This window comes from Cytophagales bacterium (assembly GCA_033344775.1).
Classification (GTDB): domain Bacteria; phylum Bacteroidota; class Bacteroidia; order Cytophagales; family Cyclobacteriaceae; genus JAWPMT01.
This window is the reverse complement of sequence record JAWPMT010000001.1, coordinates 1,033,762-1,057,024: the sequence shown is the minus strand read 5'-3', so window position 1 is coordinate 1,057,024 and position 23,263 is coordinate 1,033,762. Positions and strand designations below refer to the sequence as shown.

Annotated in this window: 21 protein-coding genes; 14 read left to right on the top strand and 7 right to left on the bottom strand. The window is 44.0% G+C overall.

The features are described from left to right. The first annotated feature begins 25 nt into the window (after positions 1-25). A complete protein-coding gene (gene azu / locus R8G66_04365) occupies positions 26-520 on the top strand; it encodes an azurin (GenBank protein MDW3191568.1) in 495 nt (164 codons plus the stop codon). A gap of 197 nt (positions 521-717) precedes the next feature. On the opposite strand, the gene R8G66_04360 is transcribed toward azu, so the two are convergent. Continuing rightward, positions 718-1,353 (bottom strand): hypothetical protein, encoded by a 636-nt coding sequence (locus R8G66_04360; GenBank protein ID MDW3191567.1) that lies wholly within the window; start codon positions 1,351-1,353, stop codon positions 718-720. Between the two features lie 133 nt (positions 1,354-1,486). Between R8G66_04360 and R8G66_04355 the strand changes: the two genes are divergently transcribed. The 7 genes from R8G66_04355 (at position 1,487) to R8G66_04325 (ending at position 11,580) form a co-directional block, all read left to right on the top strand. Then, complete coding sequence (locus tag R8G66_04355; protein ID MDW3191566.1) at positions 1,487-1,723, top strand: hypothetical protein; 237 nt, start codon at positions 1,487-1,489, stop codon at positions 1,721-1,723. A gap of 335 nt (positions 1,724-2,058) precedes the next feature. Beyond that, complete coding sequence (locus R8G66_04350; GenBank protein ID MDW3191565.1) at positions 2,059-4,218, top strand: TonB-dependent receptor; 2,160 nt, start codon at positions 2,059-2,061, stop codon at positions 4,216-4,218. Between the two features lie 29 nt (positions 4,219-4,247). Further along, complete coding sequence (locus tag R8G66_04345) at positions 4,248-4,892, top strand: tetratricopeptide repeat protein (protein MDW3191564.1); 645 nt, start codon at positions 4,248-4,250, stop codon at positions 4,890-4,892. Between the two features lie 588 nt (positions 4,893-5,480). Continuing rightward, positions 5,481-6,263: a DNA-formamidopyrimidine glycosylase family protein gene (locus tag R8G66_04340; protein MDW3191563.1), complete on the top strand. Its 783-nt coding sequence runs from the start codon at positions 5,481-5,483 to the stop codon at positions 6,261-6,263. Positions 6,264-6,482: 219 nt separating this feature from the next. Continuing rightward, complete coding sequence (locus R8G66_04335; GenBank protein MDW3191562.1) at positions 6,483-6,866, top strand: HU family DNA-binding protein; 384 nt, start codon at positions 6,483-6,485, stop codon at positions 6,864-6,866. 402 nt (positions 6,867-7,268) lie between these two features. Further along, positions 7,269-10,718, top strand: coding sequence for a pyruvate carboxylase (locus tag R8G66_04330; protein ID MDW3191561.1), 3,450 nt, complete (start codon positions 7,269-7,271; stop codon positions 10,716-10,718). A gap of 280 nt (positions 10,719-10,998) precedes the next feature. Then, positions 10,999-11,580 (top strand): hypothetical protein, encoded by a 582-nt coding sequence (locus tag R8G66_04325; protein ID MDW3191560.1) that lies wholly within the window; start codon positions 10,999-11,001, stop codon positions 11,578-11,580. Positions 11,581-11,662: 82 nt separating this feature from the next. On the opposite strand, the gene R8G66_04320 is transcribed toward R8G66_04325, so the two are convergent. The 4 genes from R8G66_04320 to R8G66_04305 form a co-directional block, all read right to left on the bottom strand. Beyond that, a complete protein-coding gene (locus R8G66_04320; protein ID MDW3191559.1) occupies positions 11,663-12,508 on the bottom strand; it encodes a hypothetical protein in 846 nt (281 codons plus the stop codon). Continuing rightward, entirely contained in the window at positions 12,501-13,367 is an 867-nt protein-coding gene (locus R8G66_04315) for a hypothetical protein (GenBank protein MDW3191558.1), read from the bottom strand. The genes R8G66_04320 and R8G66_04315 overlap by 8 nt, the downstream gene beginning before the upstream one ends. A 135-nt stretch (positions 13,368-13,502) precedes the next feature. Continuing rightward, positions 13,503-13,919: a PaaI family thioesterase gene (locus R8G66_04310; protein ID MDW3191557.1), complete on the bottom strand. Its 417-nt coding sequence runs from the start codon at positions 13,917-13,919 to the stop codon at positions 13,503-13,505. 69 nt (positions 13,920-13,988) lie between these two features. Further along, positions 13,989-14,696 carry an outer membrane beta-barrel protein gene (locus tag R8G66_04305; protein MDW3191556.1) on the bottom strand — a complete coding sequence of 236 codons (708 nt, stop codon included), beginning with the start codon at positions 14,694-14,696 and terminating at the stop codon, positions 13,989-13,991. A 41-nt stretch (positions 14,697-14,737) separates the two neighbouring features. Between R8G66_04305 and R8G66_04300 the strand changes: the two genes are divergently transcribed. Next, entirely contained in the window at positions 14,738-15,928 is a 1,191-nt protein-coding gene (locus tag R8G66_04300; protein MDW3191555.1) for a VOC family protein, read from the top strand. Between the two features lie 331 nt (positions 15,929-16,259). Here R8G66_04300 and R8G66_04295 read toward each other — a convergent pair whose 3' ends face one another. Continuing rightward, positions 16,260-16,700: a hypothetical protein gene (locus tag R8G66_04295; protein MDW3191554.1), complete on the bottom strand. Its 441-nt coding sequence runs from the start codon at positions 16,698-16,700 to the stop codon at positions 16,260-16,262. A 155-nt stretch (positions 16,701-16,855) separates the two neighbouring features. Continuing rightward, a complete protein-coding gene (locus R8G66_04290) occupies positions 16,856-17,536 on the bottom strand; it encodes a type II CAAX endopeptidase family protein (protein ID MDW3191553.1) in 681 nt (226 codons plus the stop codon). 269 nt (positions 17,537-17,805) lie between these two features. Here R8G66_04290 and R8G66_04285 point away from each other — a divergent pair, with 269 nt between their 5' ends. From R8G66_04285 to R8G66_04265, 5 genes are all read left to right on the top strand, one after another. Continuing rightward, the gene (locus R8G66_04285) at positions 17,806-18,819 is read left to right on the top strand and encodes a histidine kinase (GenBank protein ID MDW3191552.1); all 1,014 of its coding nucleotides are present in this window, start codon (positions 17,806-17,808) and stop codon (positions 18,817-18,819) included. Further along, positions 18,816-19,571: a LytTR family DNA-binding domain-containing protein gene (locus R8G66_04280; GenBank protein MDW3191551.1), complete on the top strand. Its 756-nt coding sequence runs from the start codon at positions 18,816-18,818 to the stop codon at positions 19,569-19,571. The genes R8G66_04285 and R8G66_04280 overlap by 4 nt, the downstream gene beginning before the upstream one ends. A 135-nt stretch (positions 19,572-19,706) precedes the next feature. Continuing rightward, entirely contained in the window at positions 19,707-21,011 is a 1,305-nt protein-coding gene (locus R8G66_04275) for a hypothetical protein (GenBank protein MDW3191550.1), read from the top strand. Between the two features lie 2 nt (positions 21,012-21,013). Next, a complete protein-coding gene (locus tag R8G66_04270; protein MDW3191549.1) occupies positions 21,014-22,024 on the top strand; it encodes a galactose oxidase in 1,011 nt (336 codons plus the stop codon). Next, complete coding sequence (locus R8G66_04265; GenBank protein ID MDW3191548.1) at positions 22,008-23,255, top strand: hypothetical protein; 1,248 nt, start codon at positions 22,008-22,010, stop codon at positions 23,253-23,255. Before R8G66_04270 ends, R8G66_04265 begins: the two co-directional genes overlap by 17 nt. The last annotated feature ends 8 nt before the right edge of the window (positions 23,256-23,263 follow it).

The following is a 23,263-nucleotide window of genomic DNA, read 5'->3' as shown; positions in this document are numbered from 1 at the left end:
CATGCAAAGCATAAACCTAAGTTCAATGACAAAATATTTTGCAGTAATCCTGGTGATGGTCTTTTTAGCAGCTTGTGGAGGTGGCGGTGAAAGTTCCGGTTCCGGAGAGAATGAAACTGCTGCTAAAACCGAAACTAAAGCGACAGGAGAACTCGTCAAGGTTGTGGTAAATAGCGACGACCAAATGAAATTTGATACGGATGAGATCAAAGTACCTGCAGGAAGCAAAGTAGAACTGACTTTGAATCATACCGGATCTTTCCCTAAAGAATCAATGGGACACAACCTGGTCATCCTGAGTCAGGGTGTTGATTTGAATGACTATGCACAGCGTGCCATGAGCGAATCAGCGAGCAATTATGTAATTGAAGGTGATGAGATCATTGCAGCCACCATCATCATTGGTGGAGGAGAGTCAACCACCATTACTTTCGATGCACCAGCTGCAGGAACATATCAGTTTGTGTGTACATTCCCTGGTCACTTCTTCGCGATGCAAGGGAATTTTATTGTTGAATAGATTTAATCGTTCATGCCGGGCACCCGGCAAGGGTTTTTGATGACTTAAATTCCGAAGGAAGTACGCAGAAGACCGGTATCTCTTCTGACACTTTAAGTAGCAGCTGACCCATAAAGAGTCCCAACTTCTAACAGCGTTGTGGATAGACCAACTAACGCTGTTAGGGTTGTTACACAAAACCCAGTTTGGTTATATTCCTAATTCATCTTCTTCTCATACTTCTTTTGCTGTTCCAGCAAAGACGCCTTCAACGCTGATTTCTCCCAGGAATCAATTAAAGCCTCACCAGAAATTTCCTCATTTTCGGCGAATGACACGATCGCTTCATCGATGGTTTGGATGATGCCTTCTGGCGAAATGGCGAGGAGCTTATAATAGATACTGGAGCCCCCGTTTTTCAAAGGACATTCATTCGACGTGACTTCTCGAACACCATGAAGGGTAAGACTCACAAAGGAGCTGGAAGAATTATATTGCTGGCCTCCAATGGTGGCAACTCCTTGTTCTGATTCTCCAAGTAGCTGTGCTGCGAACCTGTCTTGCTGTTCTTCACTAGAGAAGGAAAGCGTTTCTGTTAAGTGGTTTCGCATGTAGCCAGTAACGGCCTCCGCCATCAATTCCATTGCTTGATTTCGTGCATATGAGTTGCCCATCATCCTGGACCTTGATTCGTAATTCCCATGGGCAGTGAGTGCACCCAATTTCTCATGTTTTTGTGCAGCTTTCTCCAGGCTTGTAGTGATTGTTTCACAATTGGATTGGGCATGTAGCTGAGGAAGGAACAGCGGATATACTGTAAATATTGAGACGAGGACAATAGTGACTTTATTCATCTGATAATGTTAAAGCATATAATGATATTAAACCAAAACAATCTGTTACCAATAGATAGATTAGGTTCGTCTCATGTTTTTTCTTAATTTGAAAAAGAACAAACCAATCTACATACTCCTACTATCTACTCCTATGGTAAAGAACATCATCATCGCTGTACTTGCAATCATTATTGTAGCTTCAGTTGTGTTTGCGCAATCTCAGTCACTGGAAGCATTGAGTGTGAATGAGCAATTGGAAATGCAGGTCAAGGAAGCACAAAGGAGTGCAGAGGAGCAAAAGCGAATTGCCGAAGCCATGACCGAACGACTAAGACAACAGGAAGTGTTGACTGATTCACTGAGGCAGGCTTTGTACGTTTGTAAGTGATTCTTGAATTTTATTCCTGATATCAGTCTGAAGTTGTCGAAGACCGACATACTTTGGTATAAGTCCCGGCATTTTCCTCGGACAATTTTGATTTGCCTCGATGCTAGAATGTACATGCTATAATCCGTAAAGAGATTCCCGACGCTGATGATGCGCTGTTTAAAGATTCATGATACTACAGCTGGGAATGACGGATTAAGAAAGGTTTGAGTCATAACCAAAAACCATCAACCAAAACCCAGAAACAGCTTCCAGCTCCTACAATCCATCTCAAAAACTCAACAACTCAGCGTCTTTAATTATAAGGTGGGGTACTCCAAATAGACTTTTGGAGCATGAAAACTCAAGCCACGACGTACTTTTTTACTTTTTTACTTTTTCTGTTCTCTGTCCCATTGTTGGGGCAGTTTACCATCTCGGGGCAGGTCACCGATCATAAAGGAGAAGCCCTTCTTGGAGTAAATGTCTACCTGGAAGGGACGTACGACGGAGCCACCACAGACCTGGAAGGCAAGTTCTCTTTTGAGTCATACGAAACCGGAGATCAGATCCTGATTGCGGCCTTCATTGGCTACCACGACGGTACTTATCCAGTGACTGCCAAGGATCAGGAGATCACCATCAAGCTTCGAGAGAAGATCAGTGAACTCAATGCAGTGGTCATTACAGCTGGATCGTTCAATGCTTCTGGTGGAAGCAAACAAGAAGTACTCAAACCCCTCGATGTAGTAACAACTGCAGGAACCACCGCGGACATCCCTGGAGCACTCAATACATTACCCGGTACACAGACCGTAGGGGAGACCGGTAGATTGTTTGTGCGAGGAGGAGATGGCCGAGAAACCAAGACATTCATTGATGGCATGCTCGTACACAACGAATACGGAGCTGCCGCGCCCAACACACCAAGCAGAAGTCGTTTCTCACCCTTCATGTTTAAAGGAACTAATTTTTCAACCGGAGGCTACTCTGCCGAATATGGTCAGGCTTTGTCTTCAGCACTTGTGCTGGAGTCAAAGGACCTGGCTGAAAATGATCGCACGGACTTGTCTTTCATGACGGTGGGGACTGATATTTCTACCACACGTACTTTCAATAAGAGTTCCGTTGCGGGAAAAGTCCAGTATACCAACCTGGGACCCTATTTCGGACTGGTTAACCAAAACCTAGAATGGAACAAAGCACCAGAACAGTGGGATGGTAACTTCGCTTTTCGGCAGCAAACCGGGGAGACCGGAATGCTCAAGGTGTACACCAATTTGAGTAAATCCGACATGGCGCTCGTAGAACCGGATATTGCTAATCCTGAATTATCGAATGATGTTCAGGTGACCAATGATTATGCCCATGTGAATACCTCTTACCGTGATTTGATTGGTGAGCAGTGGGGATTCCGTACCGGGGTTTCATTCACCAAAAGCAATGATTTTGTTGCTTTCAATCAGCAGAGCCGGGACGTGGATCTGACAGGCTTTCATGGCAAGCTGGCTTTTGATTATGAGCACTCCGATCGAGTTTCCGTGTTGGTGGGTGCAGAAGTCATCGGTCGGGATTTGTCTCAAACTTTAATAGACGGAGAGTCCTTTGTTCAGGACTTTAACGAGCAGATCAGTGCCGGATTTGTAGAGGCTGAGATATTCGCGTCCAGTTCGTTGGGTTTCAAACTTGGCTTAAGAGGGGCTCACAGTAACCTGAACAATGATGCTCATATCGGTCCTCGCTTGTCTGCGGCATATAAAACAGGAGAGAACAGTCAGGTATCTCTGGCTTATGGTCAGTTTCAACAAGCTGCTTCAAGACAGATCTTATTCGGTGACCAGGGAGCCTTGAATGAGAAGGCCGAGCATTTCATTGCCAATTATCAATGGGTGCGAAAGGGTCAGAGCTTTCGAATAGAATTATATGAAAAGCAATACGATCAGCTTTCTCGTTTCACCAGTCCATTCGATCCAACTTCCTTTCAATTCGATGGCAACGGCCATGCCCGAGGACTGGACTTGTTTTGGAGAGACAACAAAACCTTCAAGAATACGGACTATTGGGTGAGCTATTCTTACCTCGATACAGAGCGATTTTACCGTGACTTTCCGGGATCTTTTGTGCCCAATTTCGCATCCACGCATAATTTCTCCTGGGTAGTCAAGACATTCATCAGTGACCTGAAGAGCCAGGTCGGTTGGACTTATTCTTTTGCAAGTCCTCGAACTTATGATGATCCCAATGATGAGGGATTTATGACAGGAAGAACGCCAGCCTATCATGACCTCAGCTTCAACTGGAGCTACTTGCTTAATAGTCAGGTTATTGTCCACGCAATGGTCAACAATGCCCTGGGCATCAACAATATTTTCGGATATGAATTTGCGGATGAGCCGGATGCCAATGGTGTCTACGCCAGTCGACCCATACGTCCAGCGGCACCGCGATTCATTTTCCTCGGAGTGTTCATCACTTTATCTAAAAACAAGGGCATCAATCAATTGCCTAATCTTTAATCGAATTCCAACTTTTTATTCCTTATATCATGAAAAAGTACAGTTTCATCCTTCTAATTGCGTTTTTGTCTACCTCATTATTGGCCAATGGTCCGTTCGAAAAAGCCATGGGTACCAATGTGCCCTTGGTATTCTCCTCTAATACACCAGCGGATCTTACTCCGGTAATCAATAAACTGAATCGAATTGGTGCCGCGGAAAAGGATCGCTGGGAACCACATTATTATGTCGCTTTTGGTTATCTGCGCATGAGTCAGATGATGCAAGAGGCGGCAGAAAAGGACAAGTACCTGGATCTGGCCCTTCAATCGGTAGAACAAGCTGAATCGATATTGCCCAATGATTCAGAATTGGAGGCCATGCGAGGTTTTATCATCATGATCCAGTTGACCGTAGATCCGGGAACACGTGGAATGACCCATAGTCCATTGGCCATGGCTTCATTTCAGAAGGCAGTTGCCTTGAACCCTGAAAATCCACGTGCGCATTACTTATTGGGTCAAATGCAATTTGGTACGGCCCAATTCATGGGTGGTGATACGTCAGAAGCATGTGCCAGTATTGCAAAAGCCATCGAGCTGTTTGATCAGCAGGAAGCGTCAGATAACCCATTCGCACCAACCTGGGGGAAACAAGATGCTGTAGGGATGCAAACCCGTGCCTGTGGACAATAATTGAATCGGCTATCTCGGTTCAGTTGGCAATTTTCTTTGAAAATCCCCAAATAATCGCCGTTCATCGAAAGACTAGTATGTTTAATAACTGATTACGCTACTTTCGTTACAGAAAATGTGAGTATCCCTGTCACGCGACAGGTCAGTATTTTCCATAGCTGGTTCTTAATGAGAGCAGCGCATCTCTAGGTGCGTTGCTTTTTTTATGCCCTTGTATTTCTTGACTTGAGATATTTGTTATCTTCCTTGAAACATAGCCAAATGGATCATGAAAAACTTAATAGATCACAAGCCCAATCTGTGAAAGTAGGGCTGGATGTTAGAATTCCTCCTGAGAATTAAGAAGAAGCCACTTTATAATTCATCCGTTTACCATATACAAAATCAATGATCATGAAGAAATTGACTAAAGCACAGGCCAAAACTGTAAAAGGAGGACCAGCTGTAATGGTCCCACCCAAAGTGACGAAAAGTGAGCAATGAAGATATAACCCTTTTCTTAAGCCCTCCTTGGGCTTTTTTTATCTTTCCGGGAAGATAGTCTAACCAAGTGATGGCTCAACGTGTTTTTTGTTAAACACCATTCAAATGCCCGAACTTCCCGAAGTAGAAACCTTTCGGCGATACATTGACCGAACCGCACTCAATCAGCGAATCACCAAAATAGACTGTGCCGATACCCGATTGCTCAAACAAGACCAGTTGATTTTTGAAGAAGCTTTAGTTGGTCAGGAGTTTACCGAAACGGAACGGGTGGGGAAGTACCTCTTTTTAAAGACGACTGGAAAACAAACGCTGGTCATGCATTTCGGTATGACGGGAAGGGCTGAATACTTTGCGGATATGGAGGCAAGGCCGCGCTTTGCGCACATTGTATATCACTTTGCCAGTGGATATCACCTGGGCTTCCTCAATCGGCGCAAGTTTGGTTGGAATGATCTGACTGATAACATTCCTGCGTATTTGGAGCAAAGAGGGTTAGGGAAAGACGCGCGTGCGATATCACTCGAGGAGTTCACCACCTCCGTACGAAGACGTAAAACTTACATCAAAGCGGTGATCATGCATCAATCCATTGCTGCAGGGATTGGTAATTGGATTGCAGATGAAATGTTATATCAGGCCCGCATACACCCGGAAAAGAAAGTAGGAGCGCTATCTGACGATCAATTGAAGGCATTATATGATGCCCTGATGATGACGCTAGAAACTGCCATCGAAAAGGAAGCACATTACGATTCATTTCCTGAAGATTTCTTTATCCACATCCGCAAACTCGGAGCGGCTTGCCATCATACTGGATGCCCGATTGAAAAACTAACCGTTGGAGGAAGGTCTACATACTTCAGCCCGGATTGGCAGGTGAAATAAGATCTGAAGCCTTGATTACAACTCCTTTTGCAAGGCGAGTCTCAGAGGTATGATTATGCTGGTGTTTTCCTTGATAAGACACCATGTTTCGATAAAAAGATATAAGTCTTTTTGTATTAAGATATATATTTTTTTATAAAATGATATATATCTTTTACTTAAAACATCGTGATGTTTTGGGTGGTTGATGCTTACCTTACAGATAAAACTACTTGACGAATGGCCTTACAATACGAAGTGAAATCAAAACGACCAGGACTCTCCAGAGATCAGCCAGCAAAATACTATCCGGTGCTAACAGGCCGGAAGGTTGCTGATACCCGATTGATTTGTGACCATATCAGTGCGGGATCGTCCTTGACTCGTTCAGATGTGTTAGCAGTGATAACGGCCCTGACCGATCTGATCCCTGAACTTTTAGAAGATGGGTATAATGTCAAATTAGAAGACCTGGGTACTTTCAGTTTACATGCCAGGTCGGAAGGGAAAGAAGATCCGACCAAAGTGACTGTCCGCGATATCAAATCGCTGAAGATGGCCTTTCTACCTAGTAAGCAGATCAAAGAAGCATTGAAAACTTTGAAGGTGGAGAAGAAGAAATGATAAAGGTACTTTTTGAGGAATACAGCATTGTGATAGATGCTCGCAGTTGAACTTTTATATTCATTTACAACAAACTAGAAAAATGGCTGAATGATCATTTCTATGGAACTGGGTCTATTCTTGCTAGAATTATCCTGGCTTTCATTGGGTTGTAGGTGTTTTTGATCATTGAATTTACCCTCTAATGTCCTCCAGGTTTTTATCCTGGCTAAGGCAAGTTTTGCTAATGGATGATTTGTATGAACTAATCATGATTTGTTCTGTGCTAACCCTTGTTTTTAAACTTCAAAATATTCTGAGAACTCTTACACTTGCCACCTTTGGCATTCCATAAAATCAGCTATCCTTGCAATTCGAAATCGTTTGCACTACTTTTTTAAAGCTTAAGACTAACCTCAACAAATGCCTTCAGAGAACCAGAAGATCTTCCAGAAAATCATGGTCGCGAATCGCGGCGAAATTGCCATCCGTGTACTTCGTGCCATCTCCGAATTGCACATCCGTTCTGTGGCCATTTACACCCATGAAGACCGCTATTCCCTGCACAGGTACAAAGCGGATGAAGCTTATAAAATTGGAGCAGAAGATGATCCGCTCAAGCCCTACCTGGATATAGAAGCGATCATACAGGTAGCGAAGGACAATGATGTGGATGCGATCCACCCAGGTTATGGATTCCTGTCAGAAAATGTAAGGTTTGCTACACGGTGCCGTGAGGAAAACATTACGTTCATCGGCCCTAAGCCAGAGGTCATGAGCCAACTGGGAGACAAGGTGATGGCGAAGAAAGTTGCCAAACAGGCGGAGGTTCCAATCATTGAAGACAATCAGGAAGAGCTTACAGATGAGCAGGTAGCGATCCAGGAAGCCAATCGCATCGGATATCCGGTGATCATCAAAGCCGCTGCCGGAGGTGGGGGTAGAGGGATGCGAGTCGTGCGCGATGAGCCTCAGTTGATCAAGCTTTTCAACGAAGCAAAATCAGAAGCGGGTAAGGCGTTTGGTGATGACACGATCTTCCTTGAAAAGTACGTAGAGAACCCCAAACACATTGAGGTCCAGATTCTTGCGGATACGCACGGTAATGTGGTGCATCTGTTTGAGCGGGATTGCTCAATTCAGCGCCGTTTTCAAAAAGTAGTAGAAGTAGCTCCTAGTTATGGACTGAAACAAGAAACCCGTGACAAGCTGTATGCATATGCGTTGAAAATTGCGGAAGAGGTCAATTACAATAACGCTGGTACCGTTGAATTTCTCGTGGACCCTGAAGAAAATATCTACTTCATTGAAGTGAACCCGAGGGTGCAGGTAGAGCATACGATCACGGAAGAAATTACAGGTATAGACATTGTTCGTTCACAGATCCTGATTGCCTCAGGTTGCGAATTGGCCGACCCACAGATATTTATCAGGTCACAGGAAGATATTGAATACCGGGGATTTGCGATACAGTGCCGGGTGACGACAGAAGATCCGGAAAATGGCTTCAAGCCTGATTATGGAACGATCATCGCTTATCGGAGTGCAAGTGGGTTTGGAATCCGACTGGACGCTGGTAATGTCTATCAGGGTGTAAAGATTTCACCATTCTTTGATTCGCTGCTGGTAAAGGTCACCGCAAAAGGGCGAACCCTAAAAGGTGCCGCTCAGCGATTGGATAGAGCATTACGTGAGTTCCGTATTCGCGGCGTAAAGACCAATATTGGTTTCCTCGAAAATGTAATTCAGGACAAGGATTTTTCTAGTGGTAAGGCGACCGTGAATTTCATTGAAAGCCACCCAGATCTGTTCAAGATCCAGAAAAGCTTTGACCGGGGAACGAAAAACCTCAAGTTCATTGGAGAAGTGTCTGTCAATGGCAATCCGGATGTCAAGCAATTCGATAAAGATCGGGTCTTCAGAAAACCACTGATTCCTTCGGAAACGCCGGGGAAGGCAATCCCCGAGGGGAGTAGAGATCGATTGAAGGCGTTGGGAAGAGATGGCTTCATTCAGTCCATCAAGGATGATCCCAAGGTTCATTTTACGGATACAACCATGCGTGATGCGCACCAGTCACTTTTGGCGACTCGTTTTCGCACGATAGATATGCTTGAGGTGGCAGAAATGTACGCGAAAGACAACCCCGAGATATTTTCGTTGGAAATGTGGGGTGGTGCCACGTTTGATGTGGCCATGCGGTTTTTGAAAGAAAATCCCTGGCGCCGACTGCAATTGTTGCGGGAGGCCATTCCGAATATCCTGTTTCAGATGCTCTTCAGAGGTTCCAATGGTGTGGGATATACAGCCTATCCGGACAACCTGATTGAGAAGTTCATTGAGAAATCAGCGGAGAATGGCATGGACTTGTTCCGGATTTTCGATTCTCTTAACTGGATCGAGAACATGAAGGTCAGCATCCGTGCCGTAAGAGAACGTACAGAATCATTGGCGGAGGCTTGTATTTGCTACACGGGTGATATCCTCAATCCTGATCAGAAGAAATACACGCTACAGTATTACCTCGACATGGCGCGCCAGTTGGAGGATGAGGGGGCACACATGCTAGCCATCAAAGACATGGCTGGTTTGCTGAAGCCTTATAGTGCCGAAAAGCTGGTCACAGAACTCAAAAAAGCAGTTGACCTACCGATTCATTTACATACACATGATACCTCCTCCATACAATCGGGGATGTACCTCAAAGCCGTCGAGGCAGGAGTGGACATCATTGATGTGGCCCTGGCTTCAGTTTCCGGTTTGACTTCTCAGCCAAACTTCAATTCGCTTGTGCAGGCATTGGAAGGACATGAACGAGGAAGGAAAATGAATTTATCTTCTTTGAATGCGCTGAGTACGTACTATGAAGATGTCAGGGAGTTCTATTACCCTTTTGAATCAGGTTTGAGAGCAGGAACCGCGGAGGTATATGAGCATGAAATTCCCGGTGGACAATATTCTAACCTTCGCCCTCAAGCCATTGCGTTGGGATTGGAACATAAGTTCGAGGAGATCAAAAAGAACTATGCAGTCGTCAATAAGATGTTTGGAGATATCGTGAAAGTGACCCCTTCTTCAAAGGTAGTTGGTGATATGGCATTGTTCATGGCGTCCAATGACCTTACTGCAGAGGATGTCCTGGCCAAAGGGGATTCCTTGTCCTTTCCAGAATCAGTGGTTGGTTTGTTCAAAGGAAATTTGGGACAACCTTTCGGAGGGTTTCCGGAAGCGCTTTCGAGGTTAGTACTGAAAGATCAACAACCGATCAAAGGCAGGTTGAATGATGACATGGAGCCCATCGACTTTGATCAGGAATTTGAGGCTTTTCAGGTCGAGTTCCCCAGAAGCACTTTCGAAGACTTCCTATCGTACAAACTCTACCCAAAAGTCTTCCGTGAGTATTATGACCACCGCGAAGAGTACGATAAAGTAGGATACCTCCCTACGCCGACATTCTTCTATGGCATGAAGCCAGGAGAGGAGATCCTTGTTGACATTGCGAAGGGTAAAACCATCATCATTGAATTGGTAGCCATCACGGAGCCGGATGTGGCAGGTATACGCGCGGTAGCTTTCCGTCTGAATGGTCAGATCCGTCGAATCGGGATCAAAGACAGGAATATTGCCGTTGAGCAGGTCAGCAATCGAAAAGCGGAATTAGCCAATGAAATTGGCTCTCCATTGCAAGGCAAAATCGCAGAAGTGAAAGTGAAAGTGGGCGATGAGGTCCATAAAAACCAGCCTTTGTTTGTCATTGAAGCCATGAAAATGGAGACTACAGTGACTGCCCATGGAGACGGGAAAGTTGCTAAAATACATCTGAATGCGGGTAAGCTGGTAGAACAGGATGATTTGGTATTGGAGTTGGAGTAGGGTGTAGTTATCCTCAGCGTCTTCGTTGAATGACTCTGAGGAGGATTTGTAGGACTCAAAAAGTCTAAGACTTTTAGTTATAAAGAGACTTCAGTTACAAACTGAAGCCTGTAGGAAGCTGGTGTTAGTGTCTAGCTGACACCTTTCCAGATAGGGCCGATAAACCCCTGTAAATGCCGATTCGCGATGGGCCTTTCCACGATCAGCTTATTTAATTGGGAGCACTTCAGTCTTGCGCTAATTTTAACACCACTATAAACCAGAAATAAGCCTCCTAACCATGCTTGATGACTGCAAGTCTAAAGGGACCTCCGTGATCAATACGCGTAAATATCTCATTCATAAGATGGGAGAGGAAAAATTCAATGAATTAGCCGATGAAGTAGGATTACCTCCTAAAGTGGTTTCATCCAGCTGGATCAAAATTGAAACCGTGTATCAGCTACATGTATTGGCAGCGAAAGAGTTGAAAACTACCCCCAGGGATTTGGGCTATGCCTCAGCGGCGTATACGCTGGTCGAAGACCTGAATGGCATATACAAACTATTCATGCGAGGAGCCGGTGTGGTTTCCGTATTGGCCAAATCTCCCCGTATGTTAAAATCCTACTCCAACTACAGTGAGGCAGAAATGCTTCAGAATGACTTTGGTTTTGTAAGAGTGAAATACACCTTCAATGAGGAATTTAAGTCGCACCTGGATGTGTTGGATTTCATTCTAGGGTCATTTTCAGGAGGAGCTGATGGTATTTTGCATGTATGTAAGTACAAGATGGATTCCTGGACTTTGATTGAAGAAAACTTTGATCCAACTGAGCCCGGATGTACGGCCATCGCTGAGTGTAAATATTCTAGAATTTAATTAATCAACGTTTAAAAGTCTACCGACGAACAGGTGACTTAGCAGCTTGCGCTTTTTTCTCTTTTCAAGACGTCAGAGGATTTTACTTAAGCACCTGAGCTATTTTCTTGAGCACCATATCCATTTCCTGAATGCCTCTTTGAATTTCTCTGAATTTTGGATCATCCTCCTTCAATTGTGTCGCTCCGGCAATATTGGTCAATGGTGCACGGATCAAATGAGCATTGATGAATGAGTATTCAATCAGTTTTTGATTTTCTTCTTCTAACTCTTTGGTCCGTTCCAATACCTTTTGTTGGAGATTATCTCTGATCTGCTGGATGTCTTCGTTGGTTTTTTTAAGATCTCTGGCTTTTTCAGCGAGTTGGGTATTGATACTGGCTATTTTGTTGTTATTGTGCTCTAGTTTTTCTCTTTCCTGGTCAAACATGCGTTTGAAAATCACCATGAATACGCCTAAAAACAACAAATTGACACCATAGTCAATGACCAGTTGCAGATAATTGAGTTTTCCACTGTAAGTGATCACGTCGGTGAAAAGAACCAATACCAATCCTGCTAAACATAAGGTCATGAAGGTTAGCATCCGCCCATTGGTCATGAGGATCAATATGACGATCAGGTTCTGCAAAGTATAACCAGTGCCACCGGTAGGCCCTGCGGAGTTTGGGGCATAATACGTGAATATGGAAATGAGGAATAGGGCAAAAAAATTAATTTGATAGGTTTTGATATTTTGATTGAATACTGGAAAAAGCAGGATAATACAGATGATCAGTACCAGGACATATACTTTGAACAAAAAAGAATCTACACCGGCTGAGAAAACCTCAAAAATAAGATTGGTAATCAGGTAAAGAATGGTCGCGATGAGAATGATGACAAAGATCCGTTGTTCGAGACTTGGTATGTTCCACGATTTATTCATTTGATATGAGTCGTTCTCTGATTTTGTCGATTTCGAGTTTTAATTGTTTGCCTGAAGCAATGATCAGTTGGTCTAATTCATCCTGCTGCTCTGATTCAAGAGCGCGGATTTTATTAGCGGTCTTTTCATACGGTTCCATTAACTCATTTAAGGTCAATTGCATGTAAGCTTGAATCGTTGATTGTTGTGCTTTCAATGCGTCCGTACGATCCAATACCTTTTCTTCCAATTCTTCTTTGAGTCGGGTAAGGCGCTGATGCTGTTGATTGAGGAGTTCATTTTGAGATTGGAGTGTTTCCGATCTATTTGACAACTCCGAATGAGTGGAACGTAGCTCCTGATGACTGTAGCTAAAGGTCTTCTTCGCATGGTAGGTAATCCATACGATCGCGAGAGAAATTACAAGCAAAGAAAAGGTGGAGGTGTAGTATTCCGAATGATCTGAGCCATTGAGATTATCGGCTTCCACCAGATAAAGCACGAAAAAGATGCCCAGTAGGAAAGTTGAGGTTAGTATCAATGGCCACCACCTCCGGGAGGTCAGGCAAAAAATAATGACGAGTGCAAATGAATTTACTTCTGCAGAACTATGAAGCCCATTGTGTACGTAGAAGCTAATTAACAGCATGGCGATCAGCGGACCATAAAAAAAAGCGATCAGCCATTGATAGGCAACATTTTTGAGGACAAGAACGAAACCAGTAGCGAAGATCAGACAAGCTCCAATATCGAGAAATAAATCAGGATATCCGTCTACGCTAGGTTCATTTACATAAAGTGCTATCATGAATCTTACCAGGCCAATCAATGTGACGGTCTTGATCAGATTTCGTTCGAACAGGTCTTTCTCGCCCTCCATACAATGAACCTAAGCATTATCCAGTAAATCCAACAACCTTTCTATTATCAATTAGATGATTTGCAGTTTTGTTCAGTTGAACAGCACGGTTTTTTTGGTTTGCCGCGCTCATTTCACGAAGGTTGTTGCATATTTCTAGTACAAAATCAACTGCGTACAGGAGAAAATCGCTACCCGTTTATTGGATTCCGATTCACTGACTTCTACCCGCCATATTTGAGTGGTTCTGCCCACATGTTCAGCCATACATTCACCCAATAGTTTGCCTTTCCTGGCAGCTCCGGTAAAGTTGCTTTTTAGCTCAATGGTTGTAAAGGACTTGCCATTTTCAGGTAAGTGAGCGATCGTCGCATAGCCTGCTAATGTATCGGCGAACGTCACGATGCTCCCGGCATGTAAAAAGCCATTTGGAGCAAAGAAATCTGCCTTAATCTCCATTTCTCCAGACATACTACCATTGGAAATATTGGAAATATGGATGCCCATCATTCCCGGGAAGTGACCTGAACTTCGAAGGTTAAAATAGTCAGGGGTGAGGTTACTGCGATACATGTTGGATGGTTAGTTTCTAGCTAATATCGCCGCCAAGTTAAGCTTTACCAGAAAGGATTCCAGTAAAGGTTACCCTCTGTTCAGCTCATATTTCACACCAAAAGAGAGACCAATACTTCGATGAATGATCTTATTATCTCGGAAGTAGCGATCATTCGTGATAGAGGTCAGGCCATGGAAATATCCCAGTGCGCCAAACAAGTGCCAATTTTCTGAAATCTCATAAGATGTTCCAAGTTCAATTTGTGAACCAAGGTCGAATGAATCCACACCCTCGATTTCCTGACTAAAAAAATCGCCGGCTTCTATATCGGATTGAACCAGCCAGGACGGAACCAGTGCTACATCAGCAAAAAACTTCAACTCATTTCCAAAGGTGTAACCGATCTGAATAGGAACGGACACATAATCGTAATTGAATTGATTGTTTACAGGAGCTGCCACCCTCAGACAACCAATACATGGATCAAAAGCCCCGGGAAACAGGTCGTCCTCAAATCCTCTTTGGGCATAAAGGAAATCCGCACCCCAGTAGACCCCACTTTCTAATTGTCTTTCGTAGCTAATGCCCCCGATAAATCCGGTGGACGGATCGCTATTTTCGAAAGGTGAATCATTGATCACATCTGTCCAATTCAGGCCTCCGCGAATGCCGATTAAATCTTTTTGAGCGAAAGCTAATTGAGTAATTAAAACAAAAACGGTTAGTAGGATAGATCGCATGAAAGACTGATAGCAATAATTGTTCCAAGTCATCAATTTTATGATGAACTCCATTGATCATTTGTTGAGAACTGAAGTCTTTTATCTTTACTTCCATGAGATACTTCTTTCTAACACTGTTATCAATGCTTATTTTCATGGGTTGTTCCGATCAAAATGATCAGGCGATCATGTCAGCATTCGATGCATACTGTGAACAAGTGGCCAATGATGCTAAACCCATCGCCCTCAATCCACCAATGACCACCGAAGAGGTAGATCAATACTGGAATGCTTTTCAGCAACGAGCAAAGGATTTTGGAGTCGAGCTGTATCGGGAAACCTCATTTGCGGTGACGTCTCTATTCCCGGCAACTGTTACATTGGACAAAGAAGTAGTGGTGATATCTCGAGGAGCCAGATTGATCCAATATCAGCAATTAAAAGAAGACCTTGATGAAATAACGCCGGAAGTCGCTGCCAGGAGGATGGGAAGGTTATTAGGTTATTCTCCTCAAGGCATCAATGAACTATTGATGAAAAACACAACATTCAAGACATTGACAAGTTTTGATGTGAAAGAACAGGTGACGCATTTGTATTATGAGGATTTGGAAGAGGCGGTAGCCTTTTACAAGGAAGTGTTGGGCTTGAAAGCCATTACGGAGACACAGTTTGCCATCGGTGCAGACGCCAGTATTGTGCTACATGCCCACGATCAGGATCACCCTATGGGACAACCCCAATCTACTGCGATTGCACTCCTGACTAATCAGTTGCCACAATGGTATACTTATGTTCAAGGCTTGGGTGTACCAATCAAATACACCTATAAACCAAGGGTAGGTGGGCCTCACGATGGTTTTGTAGCCATTGACCCGGGAGGGTATTTACTGGAATTTGAACAGTTCAAACAACATCCAGAGAATGAACTTTTCATGGCGGTATTGGAAAATGCGCCTCGGGTAAATACGGCTGTAGACGATCTGAATTTCTTTGGCTCCATTACCTGGACTTATCACAATGACCTTTTGAAAATGCAAAGTTTCTATGAAGAGACGTTGGGCTATGTGATGGTAGCTGATCAGGGTTGGACCAAGATCTTCCAGACTTCACCTTCGGGCTTTATTGGTCTGGTGGATGAGCGCCGTGGTATGATGGATTATGCTGATGACAAAGCCATCGAGATCGAGTGGCGCTTGGAAGATCAGGAAGGAGCGGAGCGCTACTTTTCGCAACAAGGTGGATGGGCAAGCGGGGGTCGCTGGATTGAAGGTCCGGAAAAATATCGGTATTTGTTAAGGTGATGCAAACCTTATAGGATTTTATTGATGCAATAGGAGTAAACCTATAAGGTTTATCCTGATGAAGCCCTGGTTTCGGATGTAGTACACGTTCAAAACATGTTGATTTGAGAATCCTCGTTCGGAAACGAAGACAATGTTCTTAAGTTAAGATTCGTCACAGCGATGAAATGAATCGGACCGAAGCGGCAGTCTAATCTAGAATTCTACTTCGAAACCATGATTGAGATTGCTTCGCAAGCCGGTTGCCGACGGTCCGCCGCTGCGGTGCCATCGCAATGACGTTCTATTTCCCTTAACTTAAGAACATTGGGAAACGAGGATTAGCGTTCCTCTAACCGAAGGACTGTGCCTCTTTCCGAAAAAAGTATTTCAGATATTCTCTGTAGACAAAGCCCCATGGAATCACCAGTAAATCGATGATGATACCCGGCACCATTACCCAAAACCAGGAACTTAGGCTTTCATCCATTTGATTCAGCTGATAAGCAGGTAAGTAAGTGCTCACCATCCAGGCAGATTTATAGATCAATTGGATCATTAATAAGGGCAGGAATTTTAGCGGAAAGCGGATGCCAAGTAGACACAACAACGAAAAGGCGGCGTAGAAGCTGATGGCCACTCCAGACCAGGGATCGAGCTGTTCTCCGGGATACAATACGGTAGACCAGTTATCAAATGCCAGTCCTATAAAGTTGAGTACAAAAACGACTCGCAATAAGTGTTGTCTCCAATTTGGCACCTGGCCAGTGGAGTGGTTTAGGGTAGTGTTCATGATGAGTTTTTGACCTTTTTAGAAAAGATGTTTGTTATCGTGAAAGGGTTGCGCGGCTGTAGTCAAAAGATCTACGAAATAAGATGGGATGCAAGATTCAAACTGACAGGCTAGGATTAATCTTAGCAGCTGATCTGTTCTAAGTTTTATTCTGGTCATTGTGTGCCTTCCAGATAGAAATTCAATACACCTAAAGTATCCCATATTCCATGAACGATGATCAATGGCCAGATGCTTCTCTTTACCAAAATCAGGAAGAGTCCTAGAAGGAAGGCATTCGTCATCGACATCAATGCCGTACCCCATCCAGCATACGCATGTCCTAAACCAAAGATGACCGCCTGAAACGTGATGGCTATAGCAAATCCGACGGTCTCGTTATGAAATAAGGGTGAAATGCGACCGATCAAATATCCCCGAAAGATCATTTCCTCTCCAAATCCACCAGATAACCAGGCGATCAACAACCAGATAGTTAGTGCCAGACTATTCCCCTCAATGTGCGCAAAAAAGCGATGATCACTTCGAGGTAAGTCAAGTCCTGATCGTATCAAATCCTGAGTGGGTTGAATAATGAATAATTTGCAGGCGAATAAACCAACAACCGCCACAATCAACCACCACCATTTAAATGGCCAGGAAAGACCAAATTGGGACCATTTTTCACCTGAGTGTTTTAGGTAAGTAGAGATAACTACGACAAGGACGATGGTACGAATGGGAACAGGTCCATTCGACGGTAAACCGATCAACGGATAGATATAGGTCGGTACCAGCCATTGCAGCAATAAACTAATGACTATCAAGAATAAGAGTTCACGTGTAAACCTCTTCATGACTTGACCATTGAAGCTTAGATAAAGTTAAAATATGGGAATCAGAATTCCATCCACAGGTTCGTAATTACTCATCATCAGTTACTCTCAATCGTAGAGGACCAAAAGGATTCATTGGGTTCGATTTCCGCTCAATCGGTCCTGTTTTTCCTAAAAAATGTTATAACCAAGGTTAAAATCTCTTAAGACTGCCTAATTGCATTCAGGGTCTTTCAATTTTGAATTGCTGATACTTCAACATGCAGAAAGACAAGCAAAAATTAATCAGGATGGCCTGGATCACGTCTCCCTTATTAGCGATCTATAATGTGGCACCGATCTCGATTTTTATGAGTTCGGGGGTATTGGAGTATGAGTCAATACCTTTTCGGGAAATCGAACATTCCATTAAGATATTGATCCCAATTGGCTTGATTACCTTCAATGCCCTCATCTTGTGGTACTTCAATATCTGGTTGGCACGAGAATCGACCAAAAGAAACCTGACATCAAGTATGCGCTATGTTTTAGCCTTATTGTTTACGGTGATACTAGTATTCGCTTTGACTTCTCTCAGTGCATGGCTACGTCCAGTTCCGGCACAATTAGAAAATTTCAGATACTATCCTTTTGTGGGCATGGTAGCCAATACGGTTTTTATTCTGATCATGATCGATCTGATCCAGAGTCAGGGCAAACGCGCCGCTCTCGAGCTCGAAAAAACAGGCCTGGTCGCCGCAAACTTGAAAGCAAGACACGAACAACTCAAGCAGCAGATTCATCCGCACTTTTTATTCAATGCCTTGAATACGCTCAAATTGCTGATCAAGTCACGTCAAGTAGAAGCAAGTACATATACCGTAAGGCTTTCCCGGTTTTTGCGTGCTTCTCTGACACAGGGATTAGAAGACAAAATGTGTATCCAACAAGAACTCTCGATATTCAAGGACTTTATGGAATTGCAGCGGGTCCGATTTCCTGATGCGATTACTTATGAAATCAACCTGTCTCCAATGACCATCAATCGAGGTTTTTTACCTGCATTCACTTTTCAGGCACTTGCTGAAAATGCCTTGAAACACAATGCTTTGGATCAAAACCATCCCTTGCACATCAATATTATGGAGAAGGGAGAGGAGATCCATTTTGTCAACAATTTGATTCCCTTCCATCGTAAATCATCCTCTACCGGAATTGGTCTGGTCAATTTATCGGAGCGATTCAGGATACTGAGTGGACAGGATATTTCCATTGATCAACACCAACAAGCATTCAATGTCAAACTTAAAGTCATACATCCATGAACGTGATCATCATTGAAGACGAGCCATTAATGGCCGAGGAGTTAGCCTCGGAAGTGAGGAAGGTAGACAACCGTATTCAGATCCAGGGAAAGTTCAGGTCTGTCAAGGAAACCCTGAATCACCTGACCAGATATGGATTGCCAGACCTGTTTTTTTCAGATGTTCAATTGTCAGATGGGTTGAGCTTTGAGATATTCTCTCAGGTTGAAATGACCACTCCTGTGATTTTTTGTACGGCCTTTGATAGCTATGCCCTGGAGGCTTTTAAATCCAATGGCGTGGATTACTTATTGAAACCATTGGAAGGAGAGGAGGTACGGGAAACCATCCTCAAATATCAGAAAAGAACAAGCCAACAATTGGTAAACCACAATTTGTATAAAGATTTGATGACCACTGAGAGAAATGATCAGAGAAGCAGGTCGATCATTGTACATCAGGCGCAAAAAATCTTTGCGATTAAATACGCTGACATCCGATTGGTTTACCTTAAAGAAGGGATTACCTATCTGATGACTAATCAAGGAAAGCAATTTGTGATCAACAAACCTCTCGATAAGATGGAGGAACTATTAGCAAATGGATTTTACCGGGCCAATCGACAGGTGCTTATCCATCGGGATGCCATTAGTCATATCGATAGCTATTTTGCCCGCAAGTTGTTGATTACGCCAGTTTACGACATTCAAATGGATATTGTGGTGAGCAAGGCAAATGCTCCTCATTTTTTGAGTTGGCTTGAGGTAAACTAATGGCCCTTTGGCCAGTGAGGTAATTATTTTGATGGATCATTTCAGTCGCATGACTGTCCGTTCCACAGGCAAGTTTGGCCTTTTGGGCCATACCAATTAAAAGTATCGATGCGAAACATCGTCTTAAATATTGAAATGATTAAGAAATTAAACTTATGGATGCCGGCAATACTGCTGGTGCTTTCGATGGGGTGCCGGGAGTCATCGGTCATCGGAGATGACTTTGTAGAAGGGGCCGCTTATGAGCTGGCACTCAATAATTCGATTCAGCTAGGGTTCTCTACGGTACGGTTTGACTCGTTGATCACTAGTCGGTCAGGTAGGTTGCTGTTGGGCGGACAAGCAAGTACTGATCATGGCGATGTATCGATTGAACCCTACTTTTTATTCACGCTAGCGGATTCTGAGGCGGATGTATACATTGAAGTAGAGGATTTTGAGCGGAACCTGCGTTACGATAGCCTGACATTGACGATTCCTATGGATGGCTATACGCTGTACATGGGGGATGAAACCACTTCCGAAACGATCCTGTTTGAGCAGTTGCCTTTTGAATTGGAATATTTGGAGGATGATGAGACCCTTTATAACTATTCCGATCTCAATGGAAAAACGGATTTAGAGGGTGTAATATTGGGAGAAGCTTCGTTTTTTATGGCAACGGATCGTATCCGCGATTTGCAAATGCGTGTCTCTGATCGATTGGGAAGGGCATTATTTGCCCAAATGGAAAGCGAGGATGATGTATTCTCGGATCAGGATCTTGCGGATGAATTTCTGAAGGGGTTCAGGTTATCTCTAAGGAACAATCCCTTTATTTTTGGAATCAATCAGGATAGCTTGAGGCTTACCCTACATGCTACGGATATTACCACCACAACTTTGTCGAATCAGGAGTTTAACTTTTTTGTGGCTTCTGCTCCATATTTCTCTAGCGTCAGCCATGAGAACATTCCTGAATTGCTTCAGGTAGAAGAATTAGAGGATGAAATTCCCTCCAATACCCTGGAAGACCGTACCATGATCATCGGAGGGCTTGGTTATGCCACGAAGATCGATCTAACCGAAATAAGAAACCTGTTGTTGGACGGTGAGGATTTCATTGTCCCTGAAGCTGAGCTAAAAGTGAGGTGGCTGGAGCAGTCACATGAGACTTATCCCGACCTCCTCGTGGCTCGGTTGGTCAATGAAGACCTGATCGATATAGCCAATAATCAATCTTTCCAGTTGATTCGCGAAAAGGACGAAGAATACAGCCGTGACAACTATTATGTGATGGACGCGACCAACATCGTCAACTTCATTATTGATGAACCATTCGGTGGACAATACTATCTGCTACTGACTTTAGAAGACTTAGCAACAACTCCCACACCCGTTTATCTGGGTGATCAATCTCTTTCAAGTGAACTGAATATTTATACGATCAAAAACAAATGAACATGAACAAATACATCTTGATGTTGGTATCGGTGATGCTACTCGGGATAAGTGCCTGTACGGAGAGTACAGAAGACACGGATGAAGACGGTAATTGGGTTAAACTATCTGATTACGAGGGTGATACACGTACAGGAGCGGTGAGCTTTGTTATCGGAGAAGAGGCATATGTAGGATTGGGATCAGATGGAGAAGATTACCTCACAGACTTTTGGAAATACGATGCCAGTCGTAATTTTTGGCAGGAAATTGCCCCTTTTCCTGGGGTAGGAAGAATCTCGGCAGTGGCCTTCAGTGCAGATGGTAAAGGGTATGTTGGGACCGGCTATAATGACGATCTGGCGCAGGAGGAAATGGCAGATTTCTGGATGTACGATCCGGACGCTGACACCTGGACGGAAATTGCGCCGTTTGCCGGTAGTGCCCGCTATTCTGCGGTTGCTTTTTCGCTGAATGGATTGGGGTATGTCGGTACGGGTTATGACGGGAGTTATCTCAAAGATTTCTATCGATACAACCCTGCTTCTGATACCTGGGAACAATCCATCAGCCTTTTCGGATCAAAACGAGAAAGTGCTTTTGCTTTTGTCGTAGGAAGCCGGGCGTATGTCGGTTCAGGAGTTAATAACGATCAATTCCTATATGATTTCTGGGCATTTGACCCTGAGTCAGACCAGTGGATCGACTTCTCTATCGAGGATGATGATGATGACTTTTTCGATGAATACGTAGATGCGATGGAACGTTTCGATGCAACCGCTTTTGTCATGGACGATATTGCCTACATCGCTACAGGAACCGGAACTTCGTTCCAGCGAGACATCATCTCATTCGATCCTCAAACGGAGATCTGGGATGAAGATTTCACCAGTTTTGAAGGTCTTGCCCGAGGAGGTGCCGTTTCCTTTGTGATCAATGGCAGAGGCTTCATTACCACCGGGCGAAGTGCCACTACTCGTCATGATGATATCTGGGAGTGGAAACCCGGAGAAGAGTATGAAGAATTCGATTAAATACGGTTGGTTAGTTGGCCTGCTGTTTCTTTCAAAGTTGCTGGCGGGCCAATCTATTTCCAATTCAGCTTACAATGTCTTCGGCCTGGGCTCATTGGAGCAAACTGGCTTAATTTCCTTCGAAGGGATGGGGTATGCTGCGATTGGAGCCAGACCTGATGACCTTGTGAACATCAAAAACCCTGCAGCGCTTAATTCCATCAATGGGAGAGGCTTTACCCAGATCTTTGATGTAGGGATCTCCTTTTCAGTGCTCAATCAGCAATCGGGAAATGAAGTGGCCAATGGTACTTTTGGAGGACTGCATGATCTGAATTATTGGTTCCGAACACATCGGAAGTGGGCCTGGTCGGTTGGTATTTCCCGGTTCAGCGATGCATCTTATGATATCATTGATACCCCTTCCGGGGCGCTGGCCAATGCCGAATCTAGCGTGGAGCACCGGGGTAATGGTGGAAGTACTCAAGTTTACTTTGCTGGCGCGTATAGTTTATTGCCCAGCCTCCATCTCGGGGTGAAAACCGGTTTTTTGTTCGGGGGCATGCAAAGCGATGAGTCACTCGTTCTTTCCGAACCAGGAACCAGTTTGCTGATCGAAAATGACCGTTCATTCCTGACTTCATTTGTAGAAACAGGAATACAATATGAACAGTCTTTGGGAGCGTCCTCTAAGCTCGTTTTGGGTGCTACTTATCGGCCAGGAAATATGGTCAGTGTAAAACAGGAAGAGACCATTATTGGAGATACAGGATTAAGCAATGATAGCCTTTTTTCGGAAGGGAGTTCGTCGCTATTCATTCCCCGTAAGGTCGGAGCAGGCTTAGGAATCCATTTAAAATCGTGGAATTTAAATGTGGATTATGAGTATGAGAACTGGGGTAAGAATGAGAAACAAGACCGATTTACCTATCAGGATCGATTCATCGGGTCATTCGGTGCGCAATTTGTCAAAGATCCAAGGTCCGAAAAGCTCATTGAACGCATGGCTTTCCGATTAGGAGGAGGTGTGCACTCCAATTATGTGAGTGTTGATGGAGAAGACTATTTGAACCAATACTATACGTTAGGGCTGGGGTTTCCGGCAAGGAGAGGGACCGCTGGTATCAATGTCAGCTATCAGCATTATCGCGCGGGGACCTCAGACTTTAATCTGATCCGAGAAAGTACACATACCATTGGTGTGAACATCACTTTCAAGGACATTTGGTTTAGGAAGAAGGTGTTTTATTAAGCTTGCCT